The organism is Gallaecimonas xiamenensis 3-C-1, assembly GCF_000299915.1.
GTDB lineage: Bacteria > Pseudomonadota > Gammaproteobacteria > Enterobacterales > Gallaecimonadaceae > Gallaecimonas > Gallaecimonas xiamenensis.
This window is the reverse complement of the sequence record NZ_AMRI01000025.1, coordinates 1-25,148: the sequence shown is the minus strand read 5'-3', so window position 1 is coordinate 25,148 and position 25,148 is coordinate 1. Positions and strand designations below refer to the sequence as shown.

Below are 25,148 nucleotides of genomic sequence, written 5' to 3'. Positions count from 1 at the left end.
TTCTATCCATTATCCTGAAGGCTTCGCCTTAAGCGTCATACTGAAGCGTTACCGCCTCTTTCCCCAATAAGGTCCCCAGCTTGAACAGCAGCGCGTCCTCCGGCATCACCCGCCAACGCACTCCCAGGTTCAATTCACCCGCCGCTTCCTGGTTAGCCAGGTGCAAGGTGACAGGGCAAGTGCCCTGGCTGAAAGGCTCCAGCACCCCCAGCAACTGCTCGGGGCTGATGTGGTCCGCGACCTGCAACGTCAAACCCCGGGCATGGCGTTCACGGGCTTGAGTGATGGTCATCACATTACGTGCCGTCATTCTATAGCCCCCGGAAAAGTCATCAAAGCTGACCTGTCCTTCGACCACCAATACCAGATCCGGAGCCAAAAAATCCTGATATTGCTCGTAAGTGTCAGCATATAGCATGACATCTAATCGTGCAGAGCCATCATCCAGGGTCAAAATACCCCAACGCTTGCCGTTGCGCTTGTTGATCATGGGGCGTACCGCCAGCACCAGGCCGGCCAGGACCACGCTCCCTCCTTTAGGAGTCGGCTGAACGTCGGACAGTCTTGAGCGCACCAGGTGCTTGAGTTCCCCCAGGTATCTGTCTATTGGGTGGCCAGAAAGATAAAGCCCCAGGGTGTCCCGTTCCCCTTGCAGCCAGACTTCGTCCGGCCAGGTATCGGCCTGGGCAAAGCTCTGCTGGTTATCTTCGGGGCTTTCGTTGACCAGGCCAAACAGATCTCCCTGGCCGATACTCTGTGCCTTAGTGTGCTGTTCGGCGGCCTTGATGGCTTCTGGCAAGGTGGCAAAGAGCCGCGCCCGCTGCTCGCCCAGGCGCCCTTTGAGGCTGCCCTTAATGGGCCCAAGGCTGTCCATGGCGCCGGCTTGGACCAGCTTTTCCAACACCCGGCGGTTGACCTTCTTGATGTCGACCCTATTGCAAAAATCAAAGAGATCGCTAAAGGGGCCCCCTTGGTCGCGGGCTTCGAGGATGGCCTCGATAGGGCCTTCCCCTACCCCCTTGATGGCCCCTATGCCGTAGATCACTTCACCCTTGTCGTTGACGGTGAACTTGTAGAGGCCGACGTTGACGTCCGGCGGCTGCATGACAAGGCCCAGGCGGCGCACTTCGTCCACCAGGGTCACTATCTTGTCGGTGTTGTCCATATCGGCGGACATTACCGCCGCCATGAACTCGGCCGGGAAGTGGGCCTTGAGCCAGAGGGTCTGGTAGGAAACCAGGGCGTAGGCAGCAGAGTGCGACTTGTTAAAGCCATAACCGGCGAACTTCTCTACCAGATCGAAGATCTTCATCGCCAGTTCGCCGTCGACGCCGTTGGCCTTGGCGCCGTCTTCGAAGGTGGCCCGCTGCTTGGCCATTTCCTCCGGTTTTTTCTTACCCATGGCCCGGCGCAACAGGTCGGCGCCGCCCAGGCTATAGCCGGCCAGCACCTGGGCTATCTGCATCACCTGCTCCTGGTAGAGGATGATGCCGTAGGTAGGCTCCAGTATGGGCTTGAGGCTTTCGTGCTGGTATTGGGCGTCGGGGTAGGAGAGCTCCTCACGGCCGTGCTTACGGTCGATGAAGTTGTCCACCATACCCGACTGCAAAGGGCCAGGCCGGAACAGGGCCACCAGGGCTATCATGTCTTCGAAACAGTCGGGTTTGAGGCGCTTGATAAGCTCCTTCATACCCCTCGATTCGAGCTGGAACACCGCCGTGGTTTCGGCATTGAGCAGCTTGGAGAAGCTGTACCTGTCGTCCAGGGGAATGGCGGCAATATCCACCGGCGCTTTGCCCATGCGTTCCAGGCGCGGGTTAATCATCTCCAGCGCCCAGTCGATGATGGTCAGGGTCCTAAGGCCCAGGAAGTCGAACTTGACCAGCCCGGCGTATTCCACATCGTTTTTGTCAAACTGGGTAACAGGGTGGTTACCCTGGTCATCGCAGTAGATGGGCGCAAAATCGGTGATGGTGGTGGGGGCAATCACCACCCCCCCGGCGTGTTTACCGGCGTTACGGGTAACCCCTTCGAGTTTGCGGGCCATGTCGATAACGGCGCGCACTTCCTCGTCGGCGTCATACACCTCTTGCAGGCGCGGCTCTTCCTCGAAGGCCTTTTTCAGGGTCATGCCCGGGTCACCGGGAATGAGCTTGGAGATACGGTCCACAAAGCCGTAGGGGTGGCCCATGACCCGGCCCACGTCCCGCACCACCGCCTTGGCGGCCATGGTACCGAAGGTGATGATCTGCGATACCGCATCGCGGCCGTAGAGCTCGGCCACGTGGTCTATGACCTGGTCCCTTTTGTCCATGCAAAAGTCGACGTCAAAGTCAGGCATGGATACCCGTTCGGGGTTCAAGAAGCGCTCGAACAGCAGGTCAAATTCCAGGGGGTCCAGGTCGGTTATCTTCAGGGCATAGGCCACCAATGACCCCGCCCCCGAGCCCCGCCCCGGCCCTACCGGAATGTTGTTATCCTTGGACCACTGGATAAACTCCATTACGATCAGGAAGTAGCCGGGAAAACCCATCTGGTTGATCACGTCCAGCTCGATCTTCAGGCGCTCGTCGTACTCGCCGCGCTTCTCGGCCCGCACCTTCTCGTCGGGAAAGAGGAAAGTCAGGCGCTCTTCCAGGCCCTTCTCGGACACCTTGACCAGGAAGTCCTCGATACTCAGCTCCCCGGTGGGGAAGTTGGGCAGGAAGTATTCGCCAAGGCGGATGGTGACGTTACAGCGCTTGGCGATTTCAACGCTGTTTTCCAGGGCCGAGGGAATATCAGAGAACAGCTCCGCCATCTGCTCGGCAGATTTCAAATACTGCTGGTTGCTGTAGCGTTTGGGGCGGTTGGGGTCGGCCAGCACATAACCGTCGCGGATGGCAACCCGGGTCTCGTGGGCGTCGAAGTCCTCTTCCTTGAGGATCACCACCTCGTTGGTGGCCACCACCGGAATACCCCTGGCCTGGGCCAGCTCCACGGCATAATGGAGGTAGTTTTCCTCGTCCGGCCTGTTGGTGCGCAGCAGCTCCAGGTAGAAGCGGTCGGCAAAATATTGCTGGTAGAAGCCCAGGGCTTCATCCACCAGTTGCTGGTTGCCCTTCAACAGGCCTATGCCCAGGTCCCCTTCCCTGCCCCCGGACAGCAGCAGCAGGCCCTCGTTGTGGTGGGCCAGCCAGTCCCTGTCCACCACGGGGCGGCCCTGCACATAGCCACGCAGGTAGGACTTGGAGATAAGCATGGTGAGATTCTGGTAGCCGGTGTTGTCCAGGCACAGGGCCGTCAGCCGGTATAGCTGGTCCCCCATGGGTCCGCTGGTCACCCACAGGTCGGCACCGATAATGGGCTTGATACCGGCACCATGGGCGCTGCCGTAAAAGCGCACCAGGCCACAGAGGTTGCCCTGATCGGTAATGGCCAGGGCCGGGTAGTGCTGGGCGGCCGCTTCCTTGACGATGGGGCCGACCTTGGCCACACCGTCAACCATGGAAAAGTCGGAATGGACCCGCAAATGGATAAAGCTTGGAGTGCTCATGCTGAAAGTCCCAGTGCCAGGCGCACCGGTTTAAAACTGCGTCGATGTTCGTCGATAGGGCCCAACTCTGCCAGCTTTGCCAGGTGTTCGGCCGTGGGGTAACCCTTGTGCTTGTCAAAGCCATATTGGGGGTAACACTGGTGCAGTGCAAGCATCTCGGCGTCCCTGGCCACCTTGGCCAGGATACTGGCGGCGCCAATGGCAGGCTCAAGTAGATCGCCCTTGACGATGGCCCGGGCCGGCATGGCCAGCTTCGGCACCTTGTTACCGTCAATCAGGGCCACATCCGGCACCAGGCTCAGGCCTTCCACGGCCCGGCTCATGGCCAGCATGGTGGCCTGGAAGATATTGATGTCGTCGATTTCCGCCGGCGTGGCCCTTGCCACGCACCAGGCCAGGGCCTTTTCACGGATCTCGATGGCCAGGGCCTCGCGGCGCTTGGCACTGAGTTTCTTGGAATCAGTGAGCCCGGCGATGGGGTTGGCCGGGTCCAGGATCACGGCGGCGGTGACCACGTCTCCCACCAGGGGGCCACGGCCCACTTCATCGACACCGGCAATCAACATAACAGCTCCAATACTGCCTTGGCCGCCTGCTCGGAGGCGTTTTGGCGAATGCGCTCATGAAGGGCGCGAAAACGGGCCGGGTTGTCCTGCTGGGCTTCCCCTAAGGCGCCTTTGACAGCGGCAAAGATGGCATCCGGGCTGGCGTCTTCCTGAATCAGTTCCGGCACCCAGTCGGCGTCGGCCAGCAGGTTGGGCAGGCTAAAGCGGTTTACCCGCACCAGCTTCTTAGCAAGCCAATAAGTAAAGGGGTGCACCTGGTAGGCCACCACCATCGGCTTTTTAGCCAGCATGGCCTCCAGGGTGGCGGTGCCGGAGGCCAGTAGCACGGCGTCGCTGGCGGCCATTACGTCGCGGCCCTTGCCGTCCACCACTGTCACATCGGCCACATCCCTAAAGGCCGCTTCGATTTGCTCGCGGCGCTTGGCATTGGCGGCTGGCACCAAAAAGCGCAGGGCCGGGTTGTCGGCCTTGAGCTTTAGCGCCGCTTCTTTAAAGAGTGGCGCCATGCGGGCCACTTCACCGCCACGGGAACCCGGCAGTATGGCCAAGGTCGGGTGCTGCTCGGCAAGGCCAAGGGCCTGCCAGGCCGCCGGTACATCCACGTCCAGGGGCATGCGGTCGGCCAGCGGGTGGCCGACGAAGACGCAGGGATGCTGGTAACGGTCGTAGAAGGCCTTTTCAAAAGGCAGCAGCGCCAGCACCAGGTCGGTGGCGGCCTTGACCTTGAATACCCGTTTTTCCCGCCATGCCCAAACCGAGGGGCTGACGTAATGCACCGTCTTGATGCCCTTGTCCTTGAGGCGCTTTTCCACCCCCAGGTTGAAGTCGGGGGCATCGATACCAATGAACACGTCGGGGGGATTGTCGATGAAATGGCGGACGATATGTTTGCGGATATGCAGCAGGCGTGGCAGGTGCTTGAGCACCTCCACCAGCCCCATCACCGACAGCTCTTCCATGTCAAAAAGGCTTTCAAAGCCCAGGGCCTGCATGCGCGGGCCGCCGATGCCGTAGAACTGAATGTCGGGATGTTGGGCCTGCAAGGAGGCCATGAGATCGGCCCCCAGCAGGTCGCCGGAGGCCTCGCCTGCGATCATGCCCACCCGTAATGGTCTGGACATGATCACCTCAGCGAATGATGCCGCGTTCGGACTGGTTGATGAAGGCCAACAGCTCGGCAACGGCAGGCTCGTCGGCGGCCAGGGTGGCCAGCTCGACTTTGGCTTCTTCGAGGGTCAGGTTCTGGCGATACAGGGCCTTGTAGGCCTTGCGCAGTGCCTGCAGGCTGGCCTTGGAAAAACCACGGCGCTTGAGGCCCTCGAGGTTGATGCCGAAAGGCTCGGCACGCATGCCGGCGCAGGTGACAAAAGGCGGAACGTCTTGGACCACCAGGGCGCAGGCTCCCACAAAGGCATGGGCACCGACCCGGCAGAACTGGTGTACGCCGCTCTGGCCGCCCATGATGGCCCAGTCGCCGACTGTCGCGTGGCCGGCCAGGGCCGAGTAGTTGGCCATAATCACGTTGTTGCCGATGATGCAGTCGTGGGCCACGTGTACATAGGCCATCAGCAGGTTGTTGTTGCCGATGGCGGTCAGGCCCTGGTCCTGGACTGTGCCACGGTGAATAGTCACCGACTCGCGGATGACGTTGTCGTCACCGATCACCAGCCGGGTAGGTTCACCCTGGTATTTCTTGTCCTGGCACTCTTCGCCCACTGAGGCGAATTGGAAGATGCGGTTACGCTTGCCAATGACGGTGGGGCCCTTGATCACCACATGGGACATGATCTCGGTGTCGTCACCGATCTCGACACCGGCGCCGATGTAGCTCCAGGGGCCGACTTTGACGTTGTTGCCGAGCTTGGCCTCGGGATGGACGAAAGCTTGGGGATCGATCACGTTCAGATCTCGCGTTTGGCGCACATCAGGTCGGCTTCACAGACCAGGTTGCCGTCAACCAGGGCCTTGCAGTGGAACTTGCCGATGCCCGCTTTGAGTTTGACGATTTCCACTTCAAAGATCAGGGTATCACCTGGCACCACAGGCTGCTTGAAACGGGCATTGTCGATACCGGCAAAATAGTAAAGCACACCGTCGGTGGGCTTCTGATTGGCCGTTTTAAACGCCAGGATGCCAGTGGCCTGGGCCATAGCTTCGAGGATCAGTACCCCCGGCATGACCGGCTTCTGGGGGAAGTGCCCCTGGAAGAAAGGTTCGTTGATGGTCACGTTCTTGAGGGCCACCAGGCGCTCACCAACGGTGTAATCCAGGACTTTGTCGACCAGCAGGAAAGGATAGCGGTGCGGCAGATGTTCCAGCACCTCAAGAATGTCCATGGTGTTCATTTCAGTCATGATGGGTCGTCGTCCACTCTTCGTTATTGGCCGGACTGCTCTTTGGCAGCCAGCTTCTCTTCCAGGCTCTTAAGCCGCTTGTGCATCTCATCAAGCTGCCTGAAACGTGCTGCACTCTTTCGCCATTCCCGGTTGGGGGTTGCCGGCGTGCCCGAGCTGTAGACGCCCGGTTCGGTGATGGCCTTGGTGACCATGGACATGCCAGTGATGGTGGTGCCATCGGCGATGCTCAAATGGCCGGCAATGGCGCAGGCGCCGCCAATGATACAGTATTTTCCAACGGTAACGGAGCCCGCAAAAACGGTGGTGCCCGCCACGGCCGTGCCGGTGCCGATCACCACGTTGTGGGCGATCTGTACCTGGTTGTCGATGATGACGTTATCTTCGATGACGGTGTCTTCCAGGGCGCCCCTGTCTATGGTGGTGCCAGCCCCGATATCCACACGGTTACCGATGCGCACACCGCCGGTCTGGGGAATGGCTTCCCACTTGCCCCTGTCGTTGGCATAACCGAAGCCGTCAGAGCCGATCACGGCATTGGCGTGGACCTTACAATGGCTGCCAAGGCTCACCCCGTGATAGATGGCCACATTGGACCATAGGGTGCTACCTTGGCCGATACGGCTGCCTTTGCCAATAAAACAGTGGGGGCCTATCTTGACCCCCGCTTCCAGCACCACACCGCTTTCGATGACGCTGTAGGGGCCTATGGCCACGCCCTCCCCCAGCACGGCGTCGGGGGCGATAATGGCGGTAGGATGCAGGCTGTCGGCCGGGGCCGGAGTGGTATCCAGGAGTTGCGCTATTTTGGCAAAGCCCAGATAGGGATTCTTCATGACCAGGGCGGCCCCTTTGCAAAAGGGCAGATCCGCCTCGGCCAAGATCACCGCAGACGCCTTGGTGGCGTCCAGGTGCTTACGGTATTTGCTATTGGCCAGAAAAGCGATCTGGCCAACGGTGGCGCTTTCCAGGGTGGCGACCCGACTGATGATCAGCTCGCCATCCCCGACTACTTCAGCGCCAACCAGCTCGGCCAATTTGGCCAGGCTATATGTCATGCGTTACTTACCTTTGGAAACCTGAGCGATAACCTTGTCGGAAATATCCACATCGTTGGAGATGTAGGCGACAGCGGCGCGCTGCAGTACGACGTCATATTTGCCTTTGGCGACAGAATCGACGGCGTTCTGAATGGTCGTCAGCAGCTTGTTGCGCTCTTCGGCCTGGCGGCCGCGCATGTCTTCGTCCAGGGCCTTGCGCTTGAGCTGGTAGTCAGCCTGCAGGGACTCCATTTTACGGGACAGGTCGGTCTTTTGGCTGTCGGTCATGATGGAGGCATCACGACGGGCCTGATCCTGGATACCCTGCATCTGCTCTTCAAGCTTGCGAACCGCTTCGATACGGTCGGCAAATTCTTTTTCCAGCTTCTGGGCCACCTGCTCACGCTGGGGCAGGTTTTGGAAAATCTTGGCCATGTCCACAACGGCAATGCGGGCATCGGCAGCGGCAGGCAAGGCCATGCCGGCGGACAACGCCAGCGCCAGGCCGGCACCAATGAGTGACTTCTTCAAGGTTCTCTCCTTATTGTGATTGTTTCAGCAGCTCTGCGGCTGCGCCCAGCACCACCTTGATGGCCAGAGCCTCGGTCTGGGCCAACATGGCCTCGTCCGGGATCTCCTGCTGGGTACGGTTGACCACCACACCTGCCACGCAGCCGGCTTTCAATCCCTGGCTGGCGCACATGGTAAGAAGGGTGGCCGACTCCATCTCGTAATTGAGCACGCCCATGGCCTGCCACTCCTTGAGTGAGCCCTGGAAGCGCTGTACCACACGGCCGGAATAGGTGTCATACCGCTCCTGGCCGGGATAGAAGGTGTCGGACGAGGCCGTTACACCTATCACGGGCTTGACGCCCAAAGCCCGGGACGCTGATACCAGCGCCTCGGTGCATTCGAAATCGGCAACCGCCGGGAACTCCAGCGGCGCAAAGTGCTGGCTGGCCCCGTCCAGGCGCACCGAGCCTGTGGTGACGATGATACTGCCAACCGCGATATCCGGCTGAATGGCGCCCGTGGTACCGATACGCAGGAAAGTGCGTATTCCCAACTGGGCCAGTTCTTCCACGGCAATGGACGTGGAAGGACCGCCGATGCCGGTGGAGCATACGATGATGCTCTGCCCAGCCAGCTTACCACGCCAGATGGTAAATTCACGCTGAGCCGCCAGGAACTGCGGCTCATCCAACAAACTGGCAATACGCTCAACCCGTGCCGGGTCCCCTGGCACTATGGCCAGGGTGGCGCCGTCCAGGGCTTGGGCATCTATACCCAGGTGAAACTTACCCATGGCAGCTCCTTAGAAAGTGGTTCCGATATTGAATGAGAAGAACTCGGTCTGGTCGCCGTCCTGCTTCTTGATGGGACGGGCGAAACTGAACACCATGGGGCCCATGGGCGACAGCCACTGCAGGCTAAGGCCATAGGACGCACGGTAGGCAGAAGGATCCGAGTAGTCGTAAAGCTCGCGGCTGCCACTACGCAGGGCCAGGTTCTCGTACTGGCTGTAGTCGAACTCGGTATCCCAGACGTTACCCACGTCCAGGAACACAGAGGTCCGTACTGAGCGCTTGTATGCCTCGTCCAAGAAGGGGGTCGGCACGATAAACTCGAGGCTGGCCACCGCCATGGCGTTACCGCCCAGGGCGCCGCCCACGTAGACCTGGTCCTCGGAAGGCGGCAGGTACGGCGGGCTGGTGCCACCGTCTACCCCAATCTTCTGGCGGTAGATGGCGCGAGAACCGATGGAGTTGGACTCAAAGCCCCGCATGGTCTGGCTACCGCCAGCATAGAAGTTTTCCCAGAACGGCAGGATGTTGTCCTGGCCGTTGGTGGTGCCATAGCCCTGGGCGTAGCCCAGCTTCAGGTTGGTGGAGATCACCCAGTCCTGGTTGCGGTCCAAAGGCCAGTAGTTACGGGCGTTGAAGTTGAGCTTGTAGTAGTTCAGCTCAGAGTCTGGCGTGGTCATGGACAACGACAGATCCTGGCTGGAACCGGCGCTGGGGAAGGTACCCCTGTTGAGGGTACGGCGGCTCCAGCCGGCGGTCAGCTCGACTTCGTCATAGGCGATCTTGCCGTCCAGGATGTCCTGGTCGGAATACACCTTATAGAAACGCAGCGCCTGGTCGTGGGAGTTGATCGAACTCAGTTTGGAGTTCTTGTAACCAATACCGAAGTTCAGGCGGTTGTATTCGTTGACCGGGAAGCCAAAGGTGGTGTTAAGACCCCAGGAGCTCTGGTCGTAGGCTTCCAGGTAAGCGCTACCGTAGTCGATGTCGCTATAGTAGAGACGGCCGCCCAGGCTGATGGCATCGATGGTGAAATAGGGGTCCAGGTAGCTCAGGCTCACCTGCTTCTGGTAGTTGTTGGTGGAGACGTTGATGCCCACCGACTTACCAGAGCCCAGCCAGTTGCTTTGGCTGATACCGGCGCTCAGAGACAGGCCACCATAGGAGCCGTAGCCGACACCGGCGTTCAAGGAGCCGGAGGGCTGCTCTTTGACCTTGAAGTTGACGTCCACCTGATCGGGCTGGTCGGTTGACCTGTCGATGTCGTTTTCCACCGTCTCGAAGAAGCCGAGGCGGTTCAAACGGTCGTTGGACAGCTCCACCAGGCTGTTGGACAGCCAGGTGCCTTCCATCTGCCGCACTTCCCGGCGCAGTACTTCGTCCGAGGTGGTGGCGTTGCCTTCGAAATTGACCCTGTTGACGTAGATCCGCGAACCCGGATCGATGTTGATGGTCAGGGTCACTTCCTTGGTCTTGTCGTCAATCTGCGGGTAGGTGGTGACCTTGGGATAGGCGTAACCGAAGCGGCCCAGGAACTTGGCCAGCATCTCTTCGGTGAAAGTCACTTCGGCGCCGCTGTAGGTGCTGCCGGACTGGATAGGCACCAGCTTTTCCATCAGCTCCTTTTTGTTCAAAAGGTTGCCGACCAGCTTCACTTCCTTGACCTTGTAGATCTCGCCTTCGGTCACGTTAACGGTGACATAGACACCGGTACGCTCGGGGCTCATGGACACCTGGGTGGAGTCCACGTTAAAGCGCAGGTAGCCCCGGTCCAGGTAGTAGGACTTGAGGGTCTCGAGATCCGACTCCAGCTTTTGCTTCTGGTAGCGCTTCTCGGAGAACACCTGCCACCAGGCCAGCTTGTCTTTCAGTTCCAGCTTGTCGAGCAGTTCCTCGTTGGAAAAAACCTTGTTACCAACGATATTGATCTGCTGGATTTCGGCCGCCTTACCTTCTTTGAAGTTGAACTTCAGGCCGATGCGGTTGCGGGGCAGCGGCGTGGCCACGGCCTTAACGCTGGCGTCGTACTTGCCGACGGAATAGTAGAAGTCCACCAGACCTTTTTCGATTTGGGTGAGCATGGTTCTGTCCAGGGGTTCACCGACCCGGACATTGGAATCTTCCAGGCTCTGCTTGAGCTGTTCTTCCTTGATGTCCTTGTTGCCGCTGAAATCGATGGAGCTGATAGTCGGGCGTTCTTTAACCTTGATGATCAAGGTGTTGGCGTCACGCAGCACTTCGATGTTCTCGAAGTGGGTTGAGCTGTAAAGGCTGCGGATCAGTTGGGACACGCGGGCTTGATCCACGATGTCACCGGTCTTGACCGGTACATAGGTCAGGGCCGCTGACAAGGCGACCCGCTGCAGTCCATCGATCCGAATGTCGTCGACTTTAAAGGCATCCATGGCCTGGCTGGGCACGGAAACGGCCGCCAGCACCGAGGCGCACAGCAATGATTGCACGGCTCTCATTGATTTTATTTATCCGTCCTTGCCCCGCTATAACCTTGCGAGGTCGTTAAATATGGCAATGCCCATCAGCGTCAGCAGCAGTGCGGCGCCCAGGCGGAAGGCCACGTCTTGTGCCCGCTCCGACAGGGGTTTGCCTCGCACCGCTTCGCACAGAAAGAACAGCAGATGACCGCCGTCCAAAACAGGCAACGGCAACAAGTTAATGATGCCCAGATTAACACTGATAAGCCCTAAAAAACCAAGAAAATAGGCAAAGCCAATGCCGGCCGACGCCCCTGCGCCCTGCGCTATGGCAATGGGCCCGGAGAGGTTGTCCAGAGCCAGATCCCCTGTCACCAGTTTGGCCAGGGTGCTGCCGGTAAGGCTAACCATCTGCCAGGTGCGTTTAACACCTTCTTGCAATGCATCCAGCGGCCCGAAGCGGATCTCGGTCAGCATACCCTCCGGCCAGCTTGGTGCCACAGGATAAAGGCCGACATAGCCTTGCCCATCTCGCTCATCTGGGACCACGGTCAACGTCATTCGTTCACCGTCCCGCTCAATCAAAAATTCCAGGGGCTTATTGGGCGACTGCTGCACCGCCTTGACGAAGCCGTCCCAGTCCAGGGTTTGACCGTCGGCCAGGGCCAACAGTTTATCGCCGGGCTTAAGGCCGGCCCGTTCGGCGGCATCACCGGCCTTGAGCTTATCCACCACCAGGTCAAAACGGGGGCGAAAAGGCACTATGCCGAGGCTGGTCAGGCTGCTTTGTTGGTCCGGGTTGAACTGCCACTGGCGGGTGTCAAAACGGACATCATGGATAAGGCCGTCGTTGTCCTTGACCTGCAATGCGATGCTGGGCTCGCCGATGTGGGCCACCAGCGCCAGATTGACCTCTTCCCAGCTGCGGGTCTGCTGGTCGTCGATGCTGAAGATCTCCCCCAGGGGCAGCTTGGCCTCGGCAGCGATGGATTGGGGCGCCACGGCCCCCACCACCGGCTTGATGGCGGGTACCCCCACCATCCACATCAGCCAGTAGACCAGGATGGCAAACAGGATATTGGCGGCCGGGCCGGCAGCCACAATGGCAGTTCGAGCCTTGAGGGACTTGTTGTTAAAGGCCAGATGCCGATCCTCTGGCGCCACTTCGGCCACCCGCTCGTCCAGCATCTTGACGTACCCCCCCAAGGGGATGGCGGCCAGCACATATTCGGTGCCGTCCCGCCCTACCCGGCGCAGCAGGGCCGGGCCAAAGCCGATGGAAAAGCGCTCGACCTTGACGCCGCAGCGCCTGGCCACCCAGAAATGGCCATATTCATGAATGGTGATCAGCAGGCCCAGGGCCAGGATGAAGAAAAACAGGTTCCACAACAGGGTTAGCATGGCAGCAGGCGTTCCGCATAGTGACGAGCTTCTTGGTCAAGCTCGAGGATACTGCGCAAATCCCTGGCTGTCTTGTGGGCAAGTGTGTCGAGACTTTGCTCAACCAGCCCGGCAATGCCGGTAAAGGGCAGCCGCCCCTTCAAGAAGGCGTCCACCGCCACTTCGTTGGCGGCGTTAAGCACAGTGGTGGCCCCTTGGCCCAGGCGGCAAGCGTTAATGGCCAGGTACAGGCAGGGATATCGGGCCGGGTCGGGCTGGTCGAAGCTGAACTGGCCCAGGGAGAAGAAATCCAGGGGCTCAACCCCAGCGTCGATGCGCTCGGGATAGGCCATGGCATGGGCTATGGGGGTACGCATGTCCGGGTTGCCCATCTGGGCCAGCACCGAACCGTCGCTGTAGCGGACCATGGAATGGATGATACTTTGCGGGTGCAGCACCACCTGGATGTCATCCACGGCGCAATCGAACAGCCAGCGCGCCTCGATAAATTCCAGGCCCTTGTTCATCATGGTGGCGGAATCCACCGAGATCTTCTGGCCCATGGACCAGTTGGGGTGGGCCACGGCCTGGGCCGGGGTAATGGCGCCAAAACTGGCCAGGTCCCGGGTCCGGAAGGGGCCGCCAGAACCGGTCAGCAAGATCTGCGACACCCCATGGTGGCGGTAGTGGTCCCCCTGCTGGCAGGCAAAAGGCAGGGACTGGAAGATGGCATTATGTTCGGAGTCGATGGGCAGCAGCTCGGCGCCGTGGCGGGCCACCTCATCCATAAACAGCTCCCCTGACATCACCAGGGCTTCCTTGTTGGCCAGCAGCACCCTTTTACCGGCGCGGACTGCGGCCAGGGTCGGCAGAAGGCCGGCGGCGCCGACGATGGCGGCCATCACCTGGCGAGCGTCCGGGTGGGCAGCGATGTCTTCCAAGGCCTTGGCACCGGTAAGTAGTTCGGTCTGGCTGCCGGCGGCTTTCAGCTCGGCCCGCAACCACTGGCTTTTGCCCTCTTCCACCAGCACCGCCTGCTGGGGGAAAAACTGCAGGCACAGGGCCAGCAACTTCTCGGCATTAGAGTGGGCAGAGAGCGCCACCACCCGGTACTTGTCCGGGTGGCGGGCGATGACGTCCAGGGTGGAGTCACCGATAGAACCGGTGGCTCCCAGTACCACTACCCCTTGCATCAGACCCCCATGGCCAGCATCACCAGCACGAAGATGGGCGCTGCCGCCGTAATGGAGTCGATGCGGTCAAGGATGCCTCCGTGGCCCGGCAGGATGGAGCCCGAATCCTTAATGCCCGCCTCACGCTTGAACATGGACTCGCTCAAATCCCCGAGGATGGAAGCCAGTACGGTCAGGGCGCTGGCCACCACTATGGCGCTGGCCGAAATGCTGGCCGGGCGCAGGTAGAGGCAGGCCGCACAGATGGCCATGGCCAGCAGCAGGCCGCCGGCCGCCCCTTCCAGGGTCTTGTTGGGGCTGACCTTGGGGGACAACTTGTGTTTACCGAAGGTGCGGCCGGCAAAATAGGCGCCGGTATCGGCAGCCCATACCAGCAACAACACGAACAGTATGGCCCAGGCACCGAACAGGGGGTCTTCCTGGTAACGCCAGCTGCGCAGCACCACCAGACCGGCCCAGGTGGGCAGCAGGGTCAGGGCGCCGAAGATGAGGCGCCAGCGTTTATGCTGCTGCCAAAAACGGGTGGGCTCAGGGTATTGGGTGATAAGCACGGCAGCTACCGTCCACCAGAACCCGGCCAACAGCACCATCAGGCTGTAAAAACCGGCAGGCTGGCCACCGGCCCACAGGGCCGATACCGGCACCACGTATTGCACCAGGGCCAAAATGGCAAAGGTGATGGTGGCCAGCAGGCCCTGGTAGAAACGGCCTTTAAGGCCGGCCAGGGGGGCCCATTCCCAGCCACCGATGGCGATAAGGACGGCCGCCACCCAACCGAAGGCGTCCAAAGGCAGCCAGAAGATCACCAGCAGCGCGACGGGCAGCAGGAGCAAGGCGGTTATGATCCGTTGCTTGAGCAAAATCGTTATCCTTATTTTGATTCGTTCATCCAGGCCCGAACCTGGGCACCGGTACAACCAAAGCGGCGTTCCCGGCTCAAGAATGCAGCCACGGCCTCAGAAAAGGCCTGCTCGCCAAAATCGGGCCAAAGGGTGTCGGTGAAATACAGCTCAGCATAGGCCAGCTGCCACAGCAGGAAATTGGAAATGCGATGGTCGCCGCCGGTGCGGATCATCAAGTCCACCGCTGGCAATTCGGCCAGGCACAGCTGCTTGGCGAAGAAGTCTTCTGTTATGTCGCTGCTTTGCAGCTCGCCCTGGACGGCCTGCTCAACCAACTGGCGGGTGGCTTGGACTATGTCCCAACGGCCACCGTAGTTAGCCGCCACATTCAGCACCAGGCCGGTGTTGTCGGCGGTCAGGGCCTGGGCTTCATCGATTTTCTTTTTCAGGCGCGCCGAAAAGGCGCTGCAGTCACCGATAACCCGCAGCTTGATATTGTTCTTGTGGAGTTTCTTCACTTCCCTGCCGAGGACCAGCAGGAACAGTTCCATCAGGAAGTTGACCTCTTCCTCTGGCCGGCGCCAGTTTTCCGAGGAAAAGGCAAAAAGGGTCAGGGCTTCTACCCCCAGGCGGGTGGCACACCGCACGGTTTCCCGCACCGCTTCCACACCTTGTTTGTGCCCCATGATCCTGGCCTTGCCACGGCTCTCCGCCCAGCGCCCATTACCATCCATGATGATGGCAATGTGGCGGGGGCTTGCCTTGCCTGAAGCGGCATCAACGGCAGGGATTTGAGACATCGATCGGTTACCTTGGTTTTTAAATAAACAAACGCCGCACAGCAAAGCCATGCGGCGTCAAAACCTTACCCGATCAGGCCTTAGAATTCCATCAGCTCGGCTTCTTTGGCAGCCAGGACTTCATCGACCTGCTTCACAAAAGCGTCAGTCAGTTTCTGGATTTCGTCCTGAGCACGACGCTCGTCATCCTCGGAGATTTCCTTGTCCTTGAGCAGGGCCTTGATGTCGTTGTTGGCATCGCGGCGCACGTTGCGGATAGCCACACGGCCGTTTTCCGCTTCACCGCGCACCAACTTGACCAGATCCTTGCGGCGCTCTTCGGTGAGCGGCGGCAACGGGATACGGATGGTGGTGCCGGCAGAAGAGGGGTTCAGACCCAGGTCGGACATCATGATGGCCTTTTCGATGGCCTGGATCATGTTGCGGTCGAATACGGTGATGGCCAGGGTACGGGCATCTTCGGCGGTGATGTTGGCCACCTGCTTGAGGGGGCTGGCGGCGCCGTAGTAATCGACACGGATGCTGTCCAGCAGGCTGGGGTGAGCACGGCCGGTGCGCACCTTGGCCATCTGGCTCTTGGTGGCTTCCAGGGATTTTTCCATACGCGTTTTAGCGTCGGCTTTGATCTCGTTGATCACGGATAGACGTCCTCTTTCTTATCAGGCCTGGTGACTAATCAGGGTGCCTTCTGGCTCGCCCATGGCCACGGCTTTCAGGGCCCCAGGTTTGTTCATGTTGAATACGCGGATCGGCATATTGTGGTCACGGGCCAGGGTGAAAGCCGCCAAATCCATGACTTTCAGTTCCTGCTCCAGTACGTCTGCGTATGTCAACTTATCATACTTCACTGCGTCGGGGTTTTTTACCGGATCGGCAGAATAGACCCCGTCCACCTTGGTGGCTTTGAGCACGCAGTCGGCTTCGATTTCGATGCCGCGCAGGCAGGCGGCGGAATCGGTGGTGAAGAAGGGATTACCGGTACCGGCAGAGAAGATCACCACTTTGCCGTCACGGAGCATGCCGATGGCGTCAGCCCAGTTATAGCTTTCGCAGACCCCTTTGAGGTCGATGGCACTCATCAGCTTGGCGTTCACATAAGCACGGTGCAGGGCGTCACGCATGGCCAGGCCGTTCATGACGGTGGCCAGCATACCCATGTGGTCGCCCACTACCCGGTTCATACCGGCACGGGCCAGGCCCTCACCACGGAACAGGTTACCACCGCCGATCACCAGGCCGACCTGGACACCCAGCTCGATCAGCTCTTTGATCTCGGTGGCCATGCGGTCCAGGACTTTGGGGTCGATACCGAAACCTTCTTCCCCCATCAGGGCTTCACCAGAGAGCTTCAGCAGGATGCGGCGATATTGGGGCTTGGAACTGGTGCTCATGATCCTTTCTCACCTTGCAGACACAAATCGACCGCGGCACTGAGCCACGGCCCGGATAAAAAGGAGGCCGGCAAGCCGGCCTCGGTATTTCTTACTGCTTGGCTGCGGCGGCAGCGGCAGCTGCGGCAGCTTGCTGGGCCACTTCGGTAGCGAAGTCGACCACTTCTTTCTCGATACCTTCACCTACTTCGAAACGCACGAAGCTGTTGGCGTCGGCGCCGGCGGCCTTGAGCAGGTCACCAACGGAGATGGAGGGATCTTTAACGAAAGGCTGACCGGTCAGAGAGATCTCACCGGTGAATTTCTTCATGCGGCCTTCAACCATCTTCTCGGCGATTTCCTGGGGCTTGCCGGATTGAACAGCGATATCGATCTGGATTTCGCGCTCTTTGGCAACCACTTCGGCGGAAACGTCTTCAGGCTTGGTGAACTCAGGCTTGGAAGCGGCAACGTGCATGGCAACGTCTTTGGCCAGTTCTTCGCTGCCACCGGTCAGGCTGACCACAACGCCGATACGGCTGCCGTGGTTGTACACGCCCAGGTTGGCGCCTTCAACGATGGTCACACGGCGGAAGCTCATGTTCTCACCGATCTTGGCGATCAGGTTCAGGCGGGTGGTGTCCAGGGTCTCACCGTTCACTTCGGTGTTGGCCAGGGTTTCGATGTCGGTGATGCCGTTGGCCAGGGCGGCTTGGGCAGCAGCGTTGGCCAGGGCCAGGAAGGATGCGTCTTTGGCGACGAAGTCGGTTTCGCAGTTCACTTCCAGGATGGCAGCCTTGTTACCGGCGCTGGCGATGATGATGGTACCTTCGGCAGCGATACGGCCAGCTTTCTTAGCGGCTTTGGCTTGACCGTTTTTGCGCATCAGCTCGATGGCGGCTTCGATGTCGCCATTGGTTTCGGTCAGGGCTTTTTTACAATCCATCATGCCCGCAGCGGTGCGGTCACGGAGTTCTTTTACCAGGGCAGCAGTAATTGCCATGTGAAATTCCTCGGTTTTACTTGCCAAAAAACAGGGGCCTTTGGGGCCCCTGTTAACCAATCCATCCTCGATGGTTAATCAAGGGCGAGACGGATGCCTTACTCGGCAGTCTCGACGAACTCGCCTTCGGCAACAGGAGCGGCGCCTTTGGCGTCGTTCACGGTTGCAGCCACGGCACCAACGTACAGTTGGATAGCGCGGATGGCGTCATCGTTGCCGGGAACCACGTAGTCAACACCGTCCGGGTTGGAGTTGGTATCAACGATGGATACAACCGGGATACCCAGGTTGTTGGCTTCCTTGATGGCGATGTGCTCGTGGTCGGCGTCGATCACGAACAGCACGTCAGGCAGGCCGCCCATGTCTTTGATACCGCCCAGGGACTTCTCAAGCTTTTCCATTTCGCGGGTCAGATCCAGCGCTTCTTTCTTGGTCAGCTTGTCGAAGGTACCGTCTTGGGACTGAGTTTCCAGGTCTTTCAGACGCTTGATGGACTGACGAACGGTTTTCCAGTTGGTCAGCATACCACCCAGCCAGCGGTGGTTGACGTAGTATTGACCACAGCTGTTGGCTGCGTCTTTAACGGCTTCGCTGGCGGCGCGCTTGGTGCCTACAAACAGCACTTTGCCTTTCTTACCGGCCACGGAGGACAGGTAGTTCAGGGCATCGTGGAACATCGGCAGGGTCTGCTCGAGGTTGATGATGTGCACTTTGTTACGGGCGCCGAAGATGAAAGGCTTCATCTTGGGGTTCCAGTAACGGGTTTGGTGACCGAAGTGAACACCGGCTTGCAGCATGTCGCGCATAGAAACTTTGGACATTGTCGTCTCCAAAATTGGGGTTAGGCCTCCACGAGTCCCATGCATCCGACCCTTGAGGGCACCCCGGCGCATGTGTCGACCCGTGTGTGGGTTAGGGTTAATGGCAACTCAGTTTGTAAATTGCCGGCGCGCTTTATACCATAAAGGACTTACTGAAACCAAGGTGAAGCGCGTTTTTTGCGCCAAAAGAGTAGTCCAATGAGTGCCAAGATCAAGACGGCGGACGAGATAGAGAAAATGCGCGTGGCAGGCCAATTGGCGGCCGACGTGCTGGAGATGCTGGCCCCCCACGTCAAGGTAGGGGTTACCACCGGTGAGTTGGACCGCATCGCCCACGATTATATCGTCAACGTGCAACAAGCCATTCCGGCCCCCCTCAACTACCACGGCTTCCCCAAATCCATCTGTACCTCGGTCAACCACGTGGTCTGCCACGGCATTCCCGACGACGAAAAGGTGCTCAAGGACGGCGATATCATCAATATCGACATCACCGTTATCAAGGATGGCTACCACGGCGACACCTCCAAGATGTTCATCGTCGGTAAGCCCAGCATCCAGGGTGAGCGGGTCAGCCGCGTTGCCCAGGAAGCCCTCTACATCGGCATCAAGATGGTCAAACCCGGGGTGCGGCTGGGGGACATCGGCCATGCCATTCAAAAGCACGTGGAGGGCCACAACTATTCGGTGGTGCGCGACTACTGCGGCCACGGTATCGGCAACGAGTTCCACGAAGAGCCCCAGGTACTGCACTACGGCAAGCCCAACACCGGCTTTGAACTCAAGGCCGGCATGTGCCTGACCATCGAACCCATGGTCAACGTGGGTAAATATCACTGTAAAGTGCTTAAAGATGACTGGACTGTGGTCACCAAGGACCGTAGCCTGTCAGCACAGTGGGAACACACCTTGCTGGTGACCGACAACGGCGTCGAGGTCCTGACACTGCGTCCGGACGAAGACCTGCCAAGGGTCATAGAGCACTGACATCAAGCCCCTCGCCGAGGGGCTTTTTTCTGGATGAAAGGACAGCCATGAACGCCGCCCTGGCCCTGCGCGAACGCATCAAAGCCCATACCGACAGCCTGCTGGCCCGGCAAAGCCCGGACGCCGACATCATCGCCCTGATCCATGAAAGGGCGGCGGTGATGGACCGGCTGCTGGTGGAGCGCTGGCAGGCCCTGGGCCTTGACGACAGGCGCCTGGCGCTGATCGCCGTCGGCGGCTACGGCCGGGGCGAGCTGCACCCCTACTCCGACGTGGACCTGCTGGTGTTGTCGGAAAAGGACCTGACCGCCACCGAGCAGGACGCCATCAGCCAGTTCATCACCGAACTGTGGGACGCCCGCCTCGACCTTGGCCACGCCACCCGCACCCTGGAAGACTGCCTGCAAAAAGCCAAGGACGACATCACCATCGCCACCAACCTGCTGGAGGCGCGGCTGCTGCATGGCTCCCAGGCCCTGTTCGAGGCCCTGAAAAGGGGGGTGTCCCCGGCCCATTGCTGGCCAGTGGCGGAATTTTTCAAGGCCAAGGTGGACGAGCAAATCGCCCGCCACGGCCGTTACGACTCCACCGCCTACAACCTCGAGCCCAACCTCAAGGGTAACCCCGGTGCCCTTCGCGACATTCAGACCGTGGTCTGGGTACTGCTGCGCCACCTTAACCGCCAGGACCTACCGGCCCTGGCCGAACAGGGCTGGCTGGAGCAGGACGAACTGGACGAGCTGATTGCCTCCCGGGATCTGCTGTGGCGGGTGCGCTTTGCCCTGCACCTGGCTGCCGGGCGCAGCGAAGACAGGCTGCTGTTTGACCTGCAACCGGAAGTGGCCAGGCGCCTGGGCTTTGAAGGGGACAATCGCCAGGCGGTGGAAGCCATGATGCAGCAGCTCTACCAGACCCTGCGCCGGGTGTCGGAGCTCAATGCCATCCTCTTAGAGATCCTCGCCGAAGAGCTGAGCCCCGAGCCCCATCCCCCCAGCCGCCGCCTGGACGACCTGTTCGAGGCCCGTGGCAACCTGCTGTTGTGCAGCGCCCCCGAGCGCCTGGGGGAGCAGCCCCATTACCTGCTGGATCTATTTTTGCACCTGGCCCGGGACTCCAACCTGACCGGCATCGCCGCCGGCACCTTGCGGGCCCTTCGCACCGTGCGCCGGGAACTCAAGACCCCTCTTTGCGACGACCACCTGTGCCGGGAGCGCTTTATGAGCCTGGTGCGCCACCCCAGGGGCATGGGCCTGGCGTTCAAGCTGATGCACCGCCACGGCATCATGGCCGCCTACCTGCCGGCCTGGAACCATATCGTCGGCCAGATGCAGTTCGATCTCTTCCACGCCTTCACCGTGGACGAGCACACCTACAAGGTGGTGCGCAACAGCTACCGTTTCTCCTTGCCAGACAGGGCCAAGGAGTTCCCCCTGGCCAGCCTTCTGGTGCGGCAGATGCGCAAGCCAGAGCTGTTGTACCTGGCCGCCCTTTTCCATGACATTGCCAAGGGCCGGGGCGGCGACCATTCAGAATTAGGGGCCGCCGACGCCCTGGGCTTTGGCCAGCTACATGGCCTGTCCGACACCGAGACCCGGCTGGTAGCCTGGCTGGTGGAGCACCACCTGGTGATGTCGGTGACCGCCCAGCGCCGGGACATTTCCGACCCCGAGGTCATCCGCCAGTTCGCCGCCCTGGTGCGGGACGAGACCCACCTCAACTACCTCTATTGCCTGACAGTGGCCGATATCCGCGCCACCAACGACAAGCTCTGGAACGACTGGAAGGGCTCCTTGCTACGCGAGCTCTATTTCGCCGCCCAAAAGGCCCTGCGCCGGGGCCTGGAAAAGCCCATCGACATCCGCCCCGCCATCCGCGAGGCCAAGGAAGAGGCCGCCCGGCTGCTGGCCAGGCGGGCCATCTCCAAGAGCGCCCTCAAGGAGCTATGGCGGCGTTTTCGCCTCGACTACTTTCTGCGCCACAGCCCCGAGCAGGTGGCCTGGCACACCGAGGCCATCCTCAAGCACCAGCACCGGGACGGCCCCCTGGTCAAACTGTCCAAGCACACCACCAGGGGCGGCACAGAACTGTTCGTCTACACCCGCGACCGGGCCCAGCTCTTTGCCTGCATCGCCAGCGTGCTGGACGGCAAGAACCTGTCCATCAACGACGCCCAGGTGATGACCAGCAAAGACGGCTGGGCCCTGGACTCGCTGGTGGTGGTGGAACGGGACGGCAGCCCGGTGGAAAGCCCGTCCCGGGTGCAAAGCACCCGCCGCGCCATCGAAAAGGCGCTGCTGCAGGCCAAGTTCCCCAAACCGGTGCAAAGGCCCCTGCCCCGCCAGTTAAAGCCGTTCCAGGTGTCGACAGACGTCACCTTCTTGCCGTCGAGCCGCAAGCAGACCCTGGTGGAATTTACCGCCCTGGACAGGCCGGGGCTGCTGGCACAGGTGGGGCAGGTCTTTGCCGAACAGGACATTTCCCTCAAGGCAGCCAAGATCACCACCATAGGGGAGCGGGCCGAGGACTTCTTTATCCTCACCACCATGGCCGGTGAAGCCCTCACCGACCAGCAGCAGCAGCGGTTGCGGGACGCCTTGGTGGACGCCCTGGCCCATTAATGGGGATAATCCCCCCAATGCCCCATTACTGGGGCGTGCGGCCTGACGTTGCCGACCAATTTCACAGCGGTGCCAAGTGCGCCGCCGCACTATTCAAACTCGTAGGAGACCCTGTAGATGAGTGGCAACCACTTTAGTCTGGGCCTGGGTATCGGTACCCGCAGCGCCGCCGGCGACTGGCTGGAAGTGTTCTATAGCAAGCCCCTGATGGCCCCGAGCGCGGCCCTGATCCAGGCCCTTGCCAAGGATTTTGGCTACCAGGGCGCCAACCAGGCCATCGACCTTGATCCCAGCGCCCTGCCGGCCCTGGCCGAGGCTTTTGCCGCCGCCGGCCTGGCCGACCAGGAGGCCATCGCCCTGGCCCTGGTGGGCACCAAGCAGCCCTTGGTGCTGACCGTGCTGCAAAGCGATGCCCAGCCCGCCTCCACCCCCGAGGTCTACCTCAAGCTGCAGCTGCTGTCCCACCGCCTGGTCCAGCCCCACGGCATCAACCTGACCGGCATGTTCGGCCTGCTGCCGAACCTTGCCTGGACCAACGAGGGTGCTGTGGCCCTGGACGAACTGCCCCTGCGCCAGCTCAAGGCCCGCGCCGAAGGGCGGGTGCTGGACGTGCAGTCTGTGGACAAGTTCCCCAAGATGACCAACTATGTGGTGCCTGCCGGCATCCGTATCGGCGACGCCTCCCGGGTACGGTTGGGTGCCCACCTGGCCGAAGGCACCACCATCATGCACGAGGGCTTCGTCAACTTTAATGCCGGCACCCTGGGTACCAGCATGGTGGAAGGCCGTATCTCCGCCGGTGTGGTAGTGGGTAACGGTTCGGATCTGGGCGGCGGCTGCTCCACCATGGGCACCCTGTCCGGCGGCAACAACGTGGTGATCTCGGTTGGGGAAGGCTGCCTTATCGGCGCCAACGCCGGCCTGGGTATTCCCCTGGGTGACCGCTGCACCGTGGAAGCCGGCCTCTATGTCACCGGTGGCTCCAAGGTGGTGGTGCTGGACGACCAGGGCCAGGACGTGGAAACGGTCAAGGCCGGCACCCTGGCCGGCAAGCCGGACCTGCTGTTCCGCCGCAACTCCCAAAGCGGCCGTATCGAGGTCAAGACCAACAAGTCCGCCATCGAGCTGAACGCCGAGCTGCACGCCCATAACTAAGGGCCAGTGACTCATTGGCAAAAAGGCGGCCCAGGCCGCCTTTTCGTCATTTTTTTGACGATCAGTGATCCAAAACAGTCAGGCTGCCGTTAACAAAAGGCGGACAGTGGTTAGAGGTTGTCTCGCATCCTTTCAACCAAGAGGACCTCCTCATGACACTTTCCCACCCCAAACAGCTCTTCGTCCCCTTACTGGCAGCCCTGACTCTGACCTCCCCCCTGGCCTTGGCCGGCCACACCAATACGGTACTGACCACAGATCTTTACGGCACCGAAGAAGTGAGCAGCGGGCCTGGCAACGCCATTGCCGGTGACCCGAACGGCCGAGGCGAAGCCTATGTCTTTGGTATCGACGGCGATCCCCTGACGCTCTGTTACGTGCTGACCGTTGAGAAAATCCAGCAGGTGCCGGTCGGTGCTGGCATGGCCGCACATATCCACGAAGGCGCCAGGGGTAGCAACGGGCCCGTCGTGGCCAACTTGGCTGGACCTGAAGACGGTAACGCCGGCGATTGCCTTAGCGAATATGAAGACGGCAAGTTCCCGACCATGGAACCGGGGCTGGTGCAGCGCATTCTGGAAAACCCGGAACAGTTCTACATCAATGTCCATAACCCGCAGTACCCATCTGGTGCTATTCGCGGGCAGCTGCGTTACCAAGACCCTCGCCACAAGCATTGAAAAAGGTAGCCCCAGGCTACTTTTCAGGCGAGTTGCCGCGCCAGGGCGTCCCTTAAAGTGACAGCCCTGGCGCCAAACACCAGCTGCACCCCATTGCCTATCACCAATACGCCGCTGGCCCCCAGCCGGCGGCAGGCTTTCTTGTCCACCATTTTCGGGTCAGCCACCTGTAGCCGCAGCCGGGTGATGCAGGCGTCTACCCGCACCAGGTTGTCCCGGCCGCCAAGGGCCGCCAGCAAGGCGTCGGCCACCAACTGCTGGGTGGCAGGCACCAATTCGTCCCCGGCCACCGTGTCGGTGCGCCCCGGGGTAGCCAGCTTGAAGGCACCGATGGACACGTAAAACACCAGGAAGTAGGCCAGGGCCCAAATGGGCGCCAGCCAGAACAAGGGTCCCAGGTTCTTGGCCAATGGCCAGTAGGCGATAAAGTCGATAAGCCCCTGGGAATAGCTCATGCCGTGGTGCACCCCGAGAGCGACGCAGAGCACAAAGGCCAGGCCGTTCATCAGGGCATGAAAGAGGTACAGCATGGGGGCCACGAACAGGAAGGCAAATTCCAGCGGCTCGGTCACCCCCGTCACCAGAGAAGCCAGGGCCCCGGACAGCATGATGCCCCCCACCTTGGCCCGCTCCTTGGGTTTGGCCTTTAGCCAGATGGCCAGGGCCGCCATGGGCAGCCCCACCAGCTTGGTCAGGTAAGCCCCGGCCAGATGGCCGGCGGTGGGGTCGCCGGCCAAGAAGCGGCGCAGCTCTCCCCTTATCCAGCTGCCGTAGCAGGAGTCCTGGTTCAAAGGCAGTAGCTGGCCGTCCAGCACACACACGCCGCCGGCTTCGGTGAAAAAGGGCACGTTCCAGATGTGCTGCAGGCCAAGGGGGGACAGCAGCCGGTCCACCACCCCGTAAAGGCCCCAGGCCAGCACCGGCTCCCCTTCCGACACCCAATGGGAGAACTGGGCTATCCAGTGAGAGAGGGTCGGCCAAACGGCGGCCAGGCAGGCCGACAGCAGCAGCGCTGGCAGCACGATAAGGGCCGCCAGTAGCCGGGGCCCGGAGAAGAAGGTCAGTGCC

Annotated in this window: 22 protein-coding genes; 4 read left to right on the top strand and 18 right to left on the bottom strand. The window is 60.6% G+C overall.

Translation table 11 applies throughout. The features are described from left to right. Positions 1 to 28 precede the first annotated feature (28 nt). From dnaE to rpsB, 17 genes are all read right to left on the bottom strand, one after another. Positions 29 to 3,535, bottom strand: coding sequence for a DNA polymerase III subunit alpha (gene dnaE / locus B3C1_RS15485; protein ID WP_008485981.1), 3,507 nt, complete (start codon positions 3,533 to 3,535; stop codon positions 29 to 31). Beyond that, positions 3,532 to 4,101, bottom strand: coding sequence for a ribonuclease HII (gene rnhB / locus B3C1_RS15480; protein ID WP_008485980.1), 570 nt, complete (start codon positions 4,099 to 4,101; stop codon positions 3,532 to 3,534). Before rnhB ends, dnaE begins: the two co-directional genes overlap by 4 nt. Beyond that, positions 4,095 to 5,225 carry a lipid-A-disaccharide synthase gene (lpxB, locus tag B3C1_RS15475; protein WP_336391128.1) on the bottom strand — a complete coding sequence of 377 codons (1,131 nt, stop codon included), beginning with the start codon at positions 5,223 to 5,225 and terminating at the stop codon, positions 4,095 to 4,097. The genes rnhB and lpxB overlap by 7 nt, the downstream gene beginning before the upstream one ends. Before the next feature lie 4 nt (positions 5,226 to 5,229). Beyond that, positions 5,230 to 6,000, bottom strand: a complete 771-nt coding sequence (lpxA, locus tag B3C1_RS15470; RefSeq protein WP_008485978.1) for an acyl-ACP--UDP-N-acetylglucosamine O-acyltransferase — start codon at positions 5,998 to 6,000, stop codon at positions 5,230 to 5,232. 2 nt (positions 6,001 to 6,002) lie between these two features. Then, a complete protein-coding gene (gene fabZ / locus B3C1_RS15465; RefSeq protein WP_156804584.1) occupies positions 6,003 to 6,458 on the bottom strand; it encodes a 3-hydroxyacyl-ACP dehydratase FabZ in 456 nt (151 codons plus the stop codon). A gap of 20 nt (positions 6,459 to 6,478) precedes the next feature. Continuing rightward, the gene (gene lpxD / locus B3C1_RS15460; protein WP_008485976.1) at positions 6,479 to 7,513 is read right to left on the bottom strand and encodes a UDP-3-O-(3-hydroxymyristoyl)glucosamine N-acyltransferase; all 1,035 of its coding nucleotides are present in this window, start codon (positions 7,511 to 7,513) and stop codon (positions 6,479 to 6,481) included. Between the two features lie 3 nt (positions 7,514 to 7,516). After that, positions 7,517 to 8,026 carry an OmpH/Skp family outer membrane protein gene (locus tag B3C1_RS15455; protein WP_008485975.1) on the bottom strand — a complete coding sequence of 170 codons (510 nt, stop codon included), beginning with the start codon at positions 8,024 to 8,026 and terminating at the stop codon, positions 7,517 to 7,519. A 10-nt stretch (positions 8,027 to 8,036) separates the two neighbouring features. Beyond that, positions 8,037 to 8,801: a uridine phosphorylase gene (udp, locus tag B3C1_RS15450; RefSeq protein ID WP_008485974.1), complete on the bottom strand. Its 765-nt coding sequence runs from the start codon at positions 8,799 to 8,801 to the stop codon at positions 8,037 to 8,039. Between the two features lie 9 nt (positions 8,802 to 8,810). After that, positions 8,811 to 11,270 (bottom strand): outer membrane protein assembly factor BamA, encoded by a 2,460-nt coding sequence (gene bamA / locus B3C1_RS15445; protein ID WP_035482442.1) that lies wholly within the window; start codon positions 11,268 to 11,270, stop codon positions 8,811 to 8,813. Between the two features lie 27 nt (positions 11,271 to 11,297). Next, the gene (gene rseP / locus B3C1_RS15440) at positions 11,298 to 12,632 is read right to left on the bottom strand and encodes a sigma E protease regulator RseP (protein WP_008485972.1); all 1,335 of its coding nucleotides are present in this window, start codon (positions 12,630 to 12,632) and stop codon (positions 11,298 to 11,300) included. Beyond that, a complete protein-coding gene (gene ispC, locus B3C1_RS15435) occupies positions 12,626 to 13,804 on the bottom strand; it encodes a 1-deoxy-D-xylulose-5-phosphate reductoisomerase (protein ID WP_008485970.1) in 1,179 nt (392 codons plus the stop codon). Before ispC ends, rseP begins: the two co-directional genes overlap by 7 nt. Next, positions 13,804 to 14,664, bottom strand: a complete 861-nt coding sequence (locus B3C1_RS15430) for a phosphatidate cytidylyltransferase (RefSeq protein ID WP_008485969.1) — start codon at positions 14,662 to 14,664, stop codon at positions 13,804 to 13,806. Before B3C1_RS15430 ends, ispC begins: the two co-directional genes overlap by 1 nt. Before the next feature lie 11 nt (positions 14,665 to 14,675). Next, positions 14,676 to 15,446, bottom strand: coding sequence for a polyprenyl diphosphate synthase (gene uppS / locus B3C1_RS15425; RefSeq protein ID WP_008485968.1), 771 nt, complete (start codon positions 15,444 to 15,446; stop codon positions 14,676 to 14,678). A gap of 80 nt (positions 15,447 to 15,526) precedes the next feature. Beyond that, complete coding sequence (frr, locus tag B3C1_RS15420; protein WP_008485967.1) at positions 15,527 to 16,084, bottom strand: ribosome recycling factor; 558 nt, start codon at positions 16,082 to 16,084, stop codon at positions 15,527 to 15,529. 21 nt (positions 16,085 to 16,105) lie between these two features. Next, entirely contained in the window at positions 16,106 to 16,837 is a 732-nt protein-coding gene (pyrH, locus tag B3C1_RS15415) for a UMP kinase (RefSeq protein ID WP_008485966.1), read from the bottom strand. A gap of 91 nt (positions 16,838 to 16,928) precedes the next feature. Next, positions 16,929 to 17,819, bottom strand: a complete 891-nt coding sequence (tsf, locus tag B3C1_RS15410; RefSeq protein WP_008485965.1) for a translation elongation factor Ts — start codon at positions 17,817 to 17,819, stop codon at positions 16,929 to 16,931. Between the two features lie 98 nt (positions 17,820 to 17,917). After that, positions 17,918 to 18,640, bottom strand: coding sequence for a 30S ribosomal protein S2 (gene rpsB, locus B3C1_RS15405; RefSeq protein WP_008485964.1), 723 nt, complete (start codon positions 18,638 to 18,640; stop codon positions 17,918 to 17,920). Between the two features lie 198 nt (positions 18,641 to 18,838). Between rpsB and map the strand changes: the two genes are divergently transcribed. The 4 genes from map (at position 18,839) to B3C1_RS15385 (ending at position 24,080) form a co-directional block, all read left to right on the top strand. Next, on the top strand, positions 18,839 to 19,627 hold the full coding sequence (gene map, locus B3C1_RS15400) for a type I methionyl aminopeptidase (protein ID WP_008485963.1): 789 nt from the start codon (positions 18,839 to 18,841) through the stop codon (positions 19,625 to 19,627). A 47-nt stretch (positions 19,628 to 19,674) separates the two neighbouring features. Next, complete coding sequence (glnD, locus tag B3C1_RS15395; RefSeq protein ID WP_008485962.1) at positions 19,675 to 22,245, top strand: [protein-PII] uridylyltransferase; 2,571 nt, start codon at positions 19,675 to 19,677, stop codon at positions 22,243 to 22,245. A gap of 117 nt (positions 22,246 to 22,362) precedes the next feature. Beyond that, the gene (gene dapD / locus B3C1_RS15390; RefSeq protein ID WP_008485960.1) at positions 22,363 to 23,400 is read left to right on the top strand and encodes a 2,3,4,5-tetrahydropyridine-2,6-dicarboxylate N-succinyltransferase; all 1,038 of its coding nucleotides are present in this window, start codon (positions 22,363 to 22,365) and stop codon (positions 23,398 to 23,400) included. Between the two features lie 152 nt (positions 23,401 to 23,552). After that, complete coding sequence (locus B3C1_RS15385; RefSeq protein WP_008485958.1) at positions 23,553 to 24,080, top strand: CHRD domain-containing protein; 528 nt, start codon at positions 23,553 to 23,555, stop codon at positions 24,078 to 24,080. 23 nt (positions 24,081 to 24,103) lie between these two features. Here the strand turns inward: B3C1_RS15385 and B3C1_RS15380 are convergent. Beyond that, on the bottom strand, positions 24,104 to 25,148 hold a 1,045-nt coding region (locus B3C1_RS15380), incomplete at its 5' end, for a PTS transporter subunit EIIC (RefSeq protein WP_008485957.1).

Excerpts from the sequence above, each read along its gene's own strand:
- dnaE (WP_008485981.1), bottom strand. The coding sequence starts at position 3,535 with ATGAGCACTCCAAGCTTTATCCATTTGCGGGTCCATTCCGACTTTTCC.
- rnhB (WP_008485980.1), bottom strand. The coding sequence starts at position 4,101 with ATGTTGATTGCCGGTGTCGATGAAGTGGGCCGTGGCCCCCTGGTGGGA.
- lpxD (WP_008485976.1), bottom strand. The coding sequence starts at position 7,513 with ATGACATATAGCCTGGCCAAATTGGCCGAGCTGGTTGGCGCTGAAGTA.
- udp (WP_008485974.1), bottom strand. The coding sequence starts at position 8,801 with ATGGGTAAGTTTCACCTGGGTATAGATGCCCAAGCCCTGGACGGCGCC.
- bamA (WP_035482442.1), bottom strand. The coding sequence starts at position 11,270 with ATGAGAGCCGTGCAATCATTGCTGTGCGCCTCGGTGCTGGCGGCCGTT.
- rseP (WP_008485972.1), bottom strand. The coding sequence starts at position 12,632 with ATGCTAACCCTGTTGTGGAACCTGTTTTTCTTCATCCTGGCCCTGGGC.
- ispC (WP_008485970.1), bottom strand. The coding sequence starts at position 13,804 with ATGCAAGGGGTAGTGGTACTGGGAGCCACCGGTTCTATCGGTGACTCC.
- uppS (WP_008485968.1), bottom strand. The coding sequence starts at position 15,446 with ATGTCTCAAATCCCTGCCGTTGATGCCGCTTCAGGCAAGGCAAGCCCC.
- pyrH (WP_008485966.1), bottom strand. The coding sequence starts at position 16,837 with ATGAGCACCAGTTCCAAGCCCCAATATCGCCGCATCCTGCTGAAGCTC.
- tsf (WP_008485965.1), bottom strand. The coding sequence starts at position 17,819 with ATGGCAATTACTGCTGCCCTGGTAAAAGAACTCCGTGACCGCACCGCT.
- rpsB (WP_008485964.1), bottom strand. The coding sequence starts at position 18,640 with ATGTCCAAAGTTTCTATGCGCGACATGCTGCAAGCCGGTGTTCACTTC.
- map (WP_008485963.1), top strand. The coding sequence starts at position 18,839 with ATGAGTGCCAAGATCAAGACGGCGGACGAGATAGAGAAAATGCGCGTG.
- glnD (WP_008485962.1), top strand. The coding sequence starts at position 19,675 with ATGAACGCCGCCCTGGCCCTGCGCGAACGCATCAAAGCCCATACCGAC.
- dapD (WP_008485960.1), top strand. The coding sequence starts at position 22,363 with ATGAGTGGCAACCACTTTAGTCTGGGCCTGGGTATCGGTACCCGCAGC.
- B3C1_RS15385 (WP_008485958.1), top strand. The coding sequence starts at position 23,553 with ATGACACTTTCCCACCCCAAACAGCTCTTCGTCCCCTTACTGGCAGCC.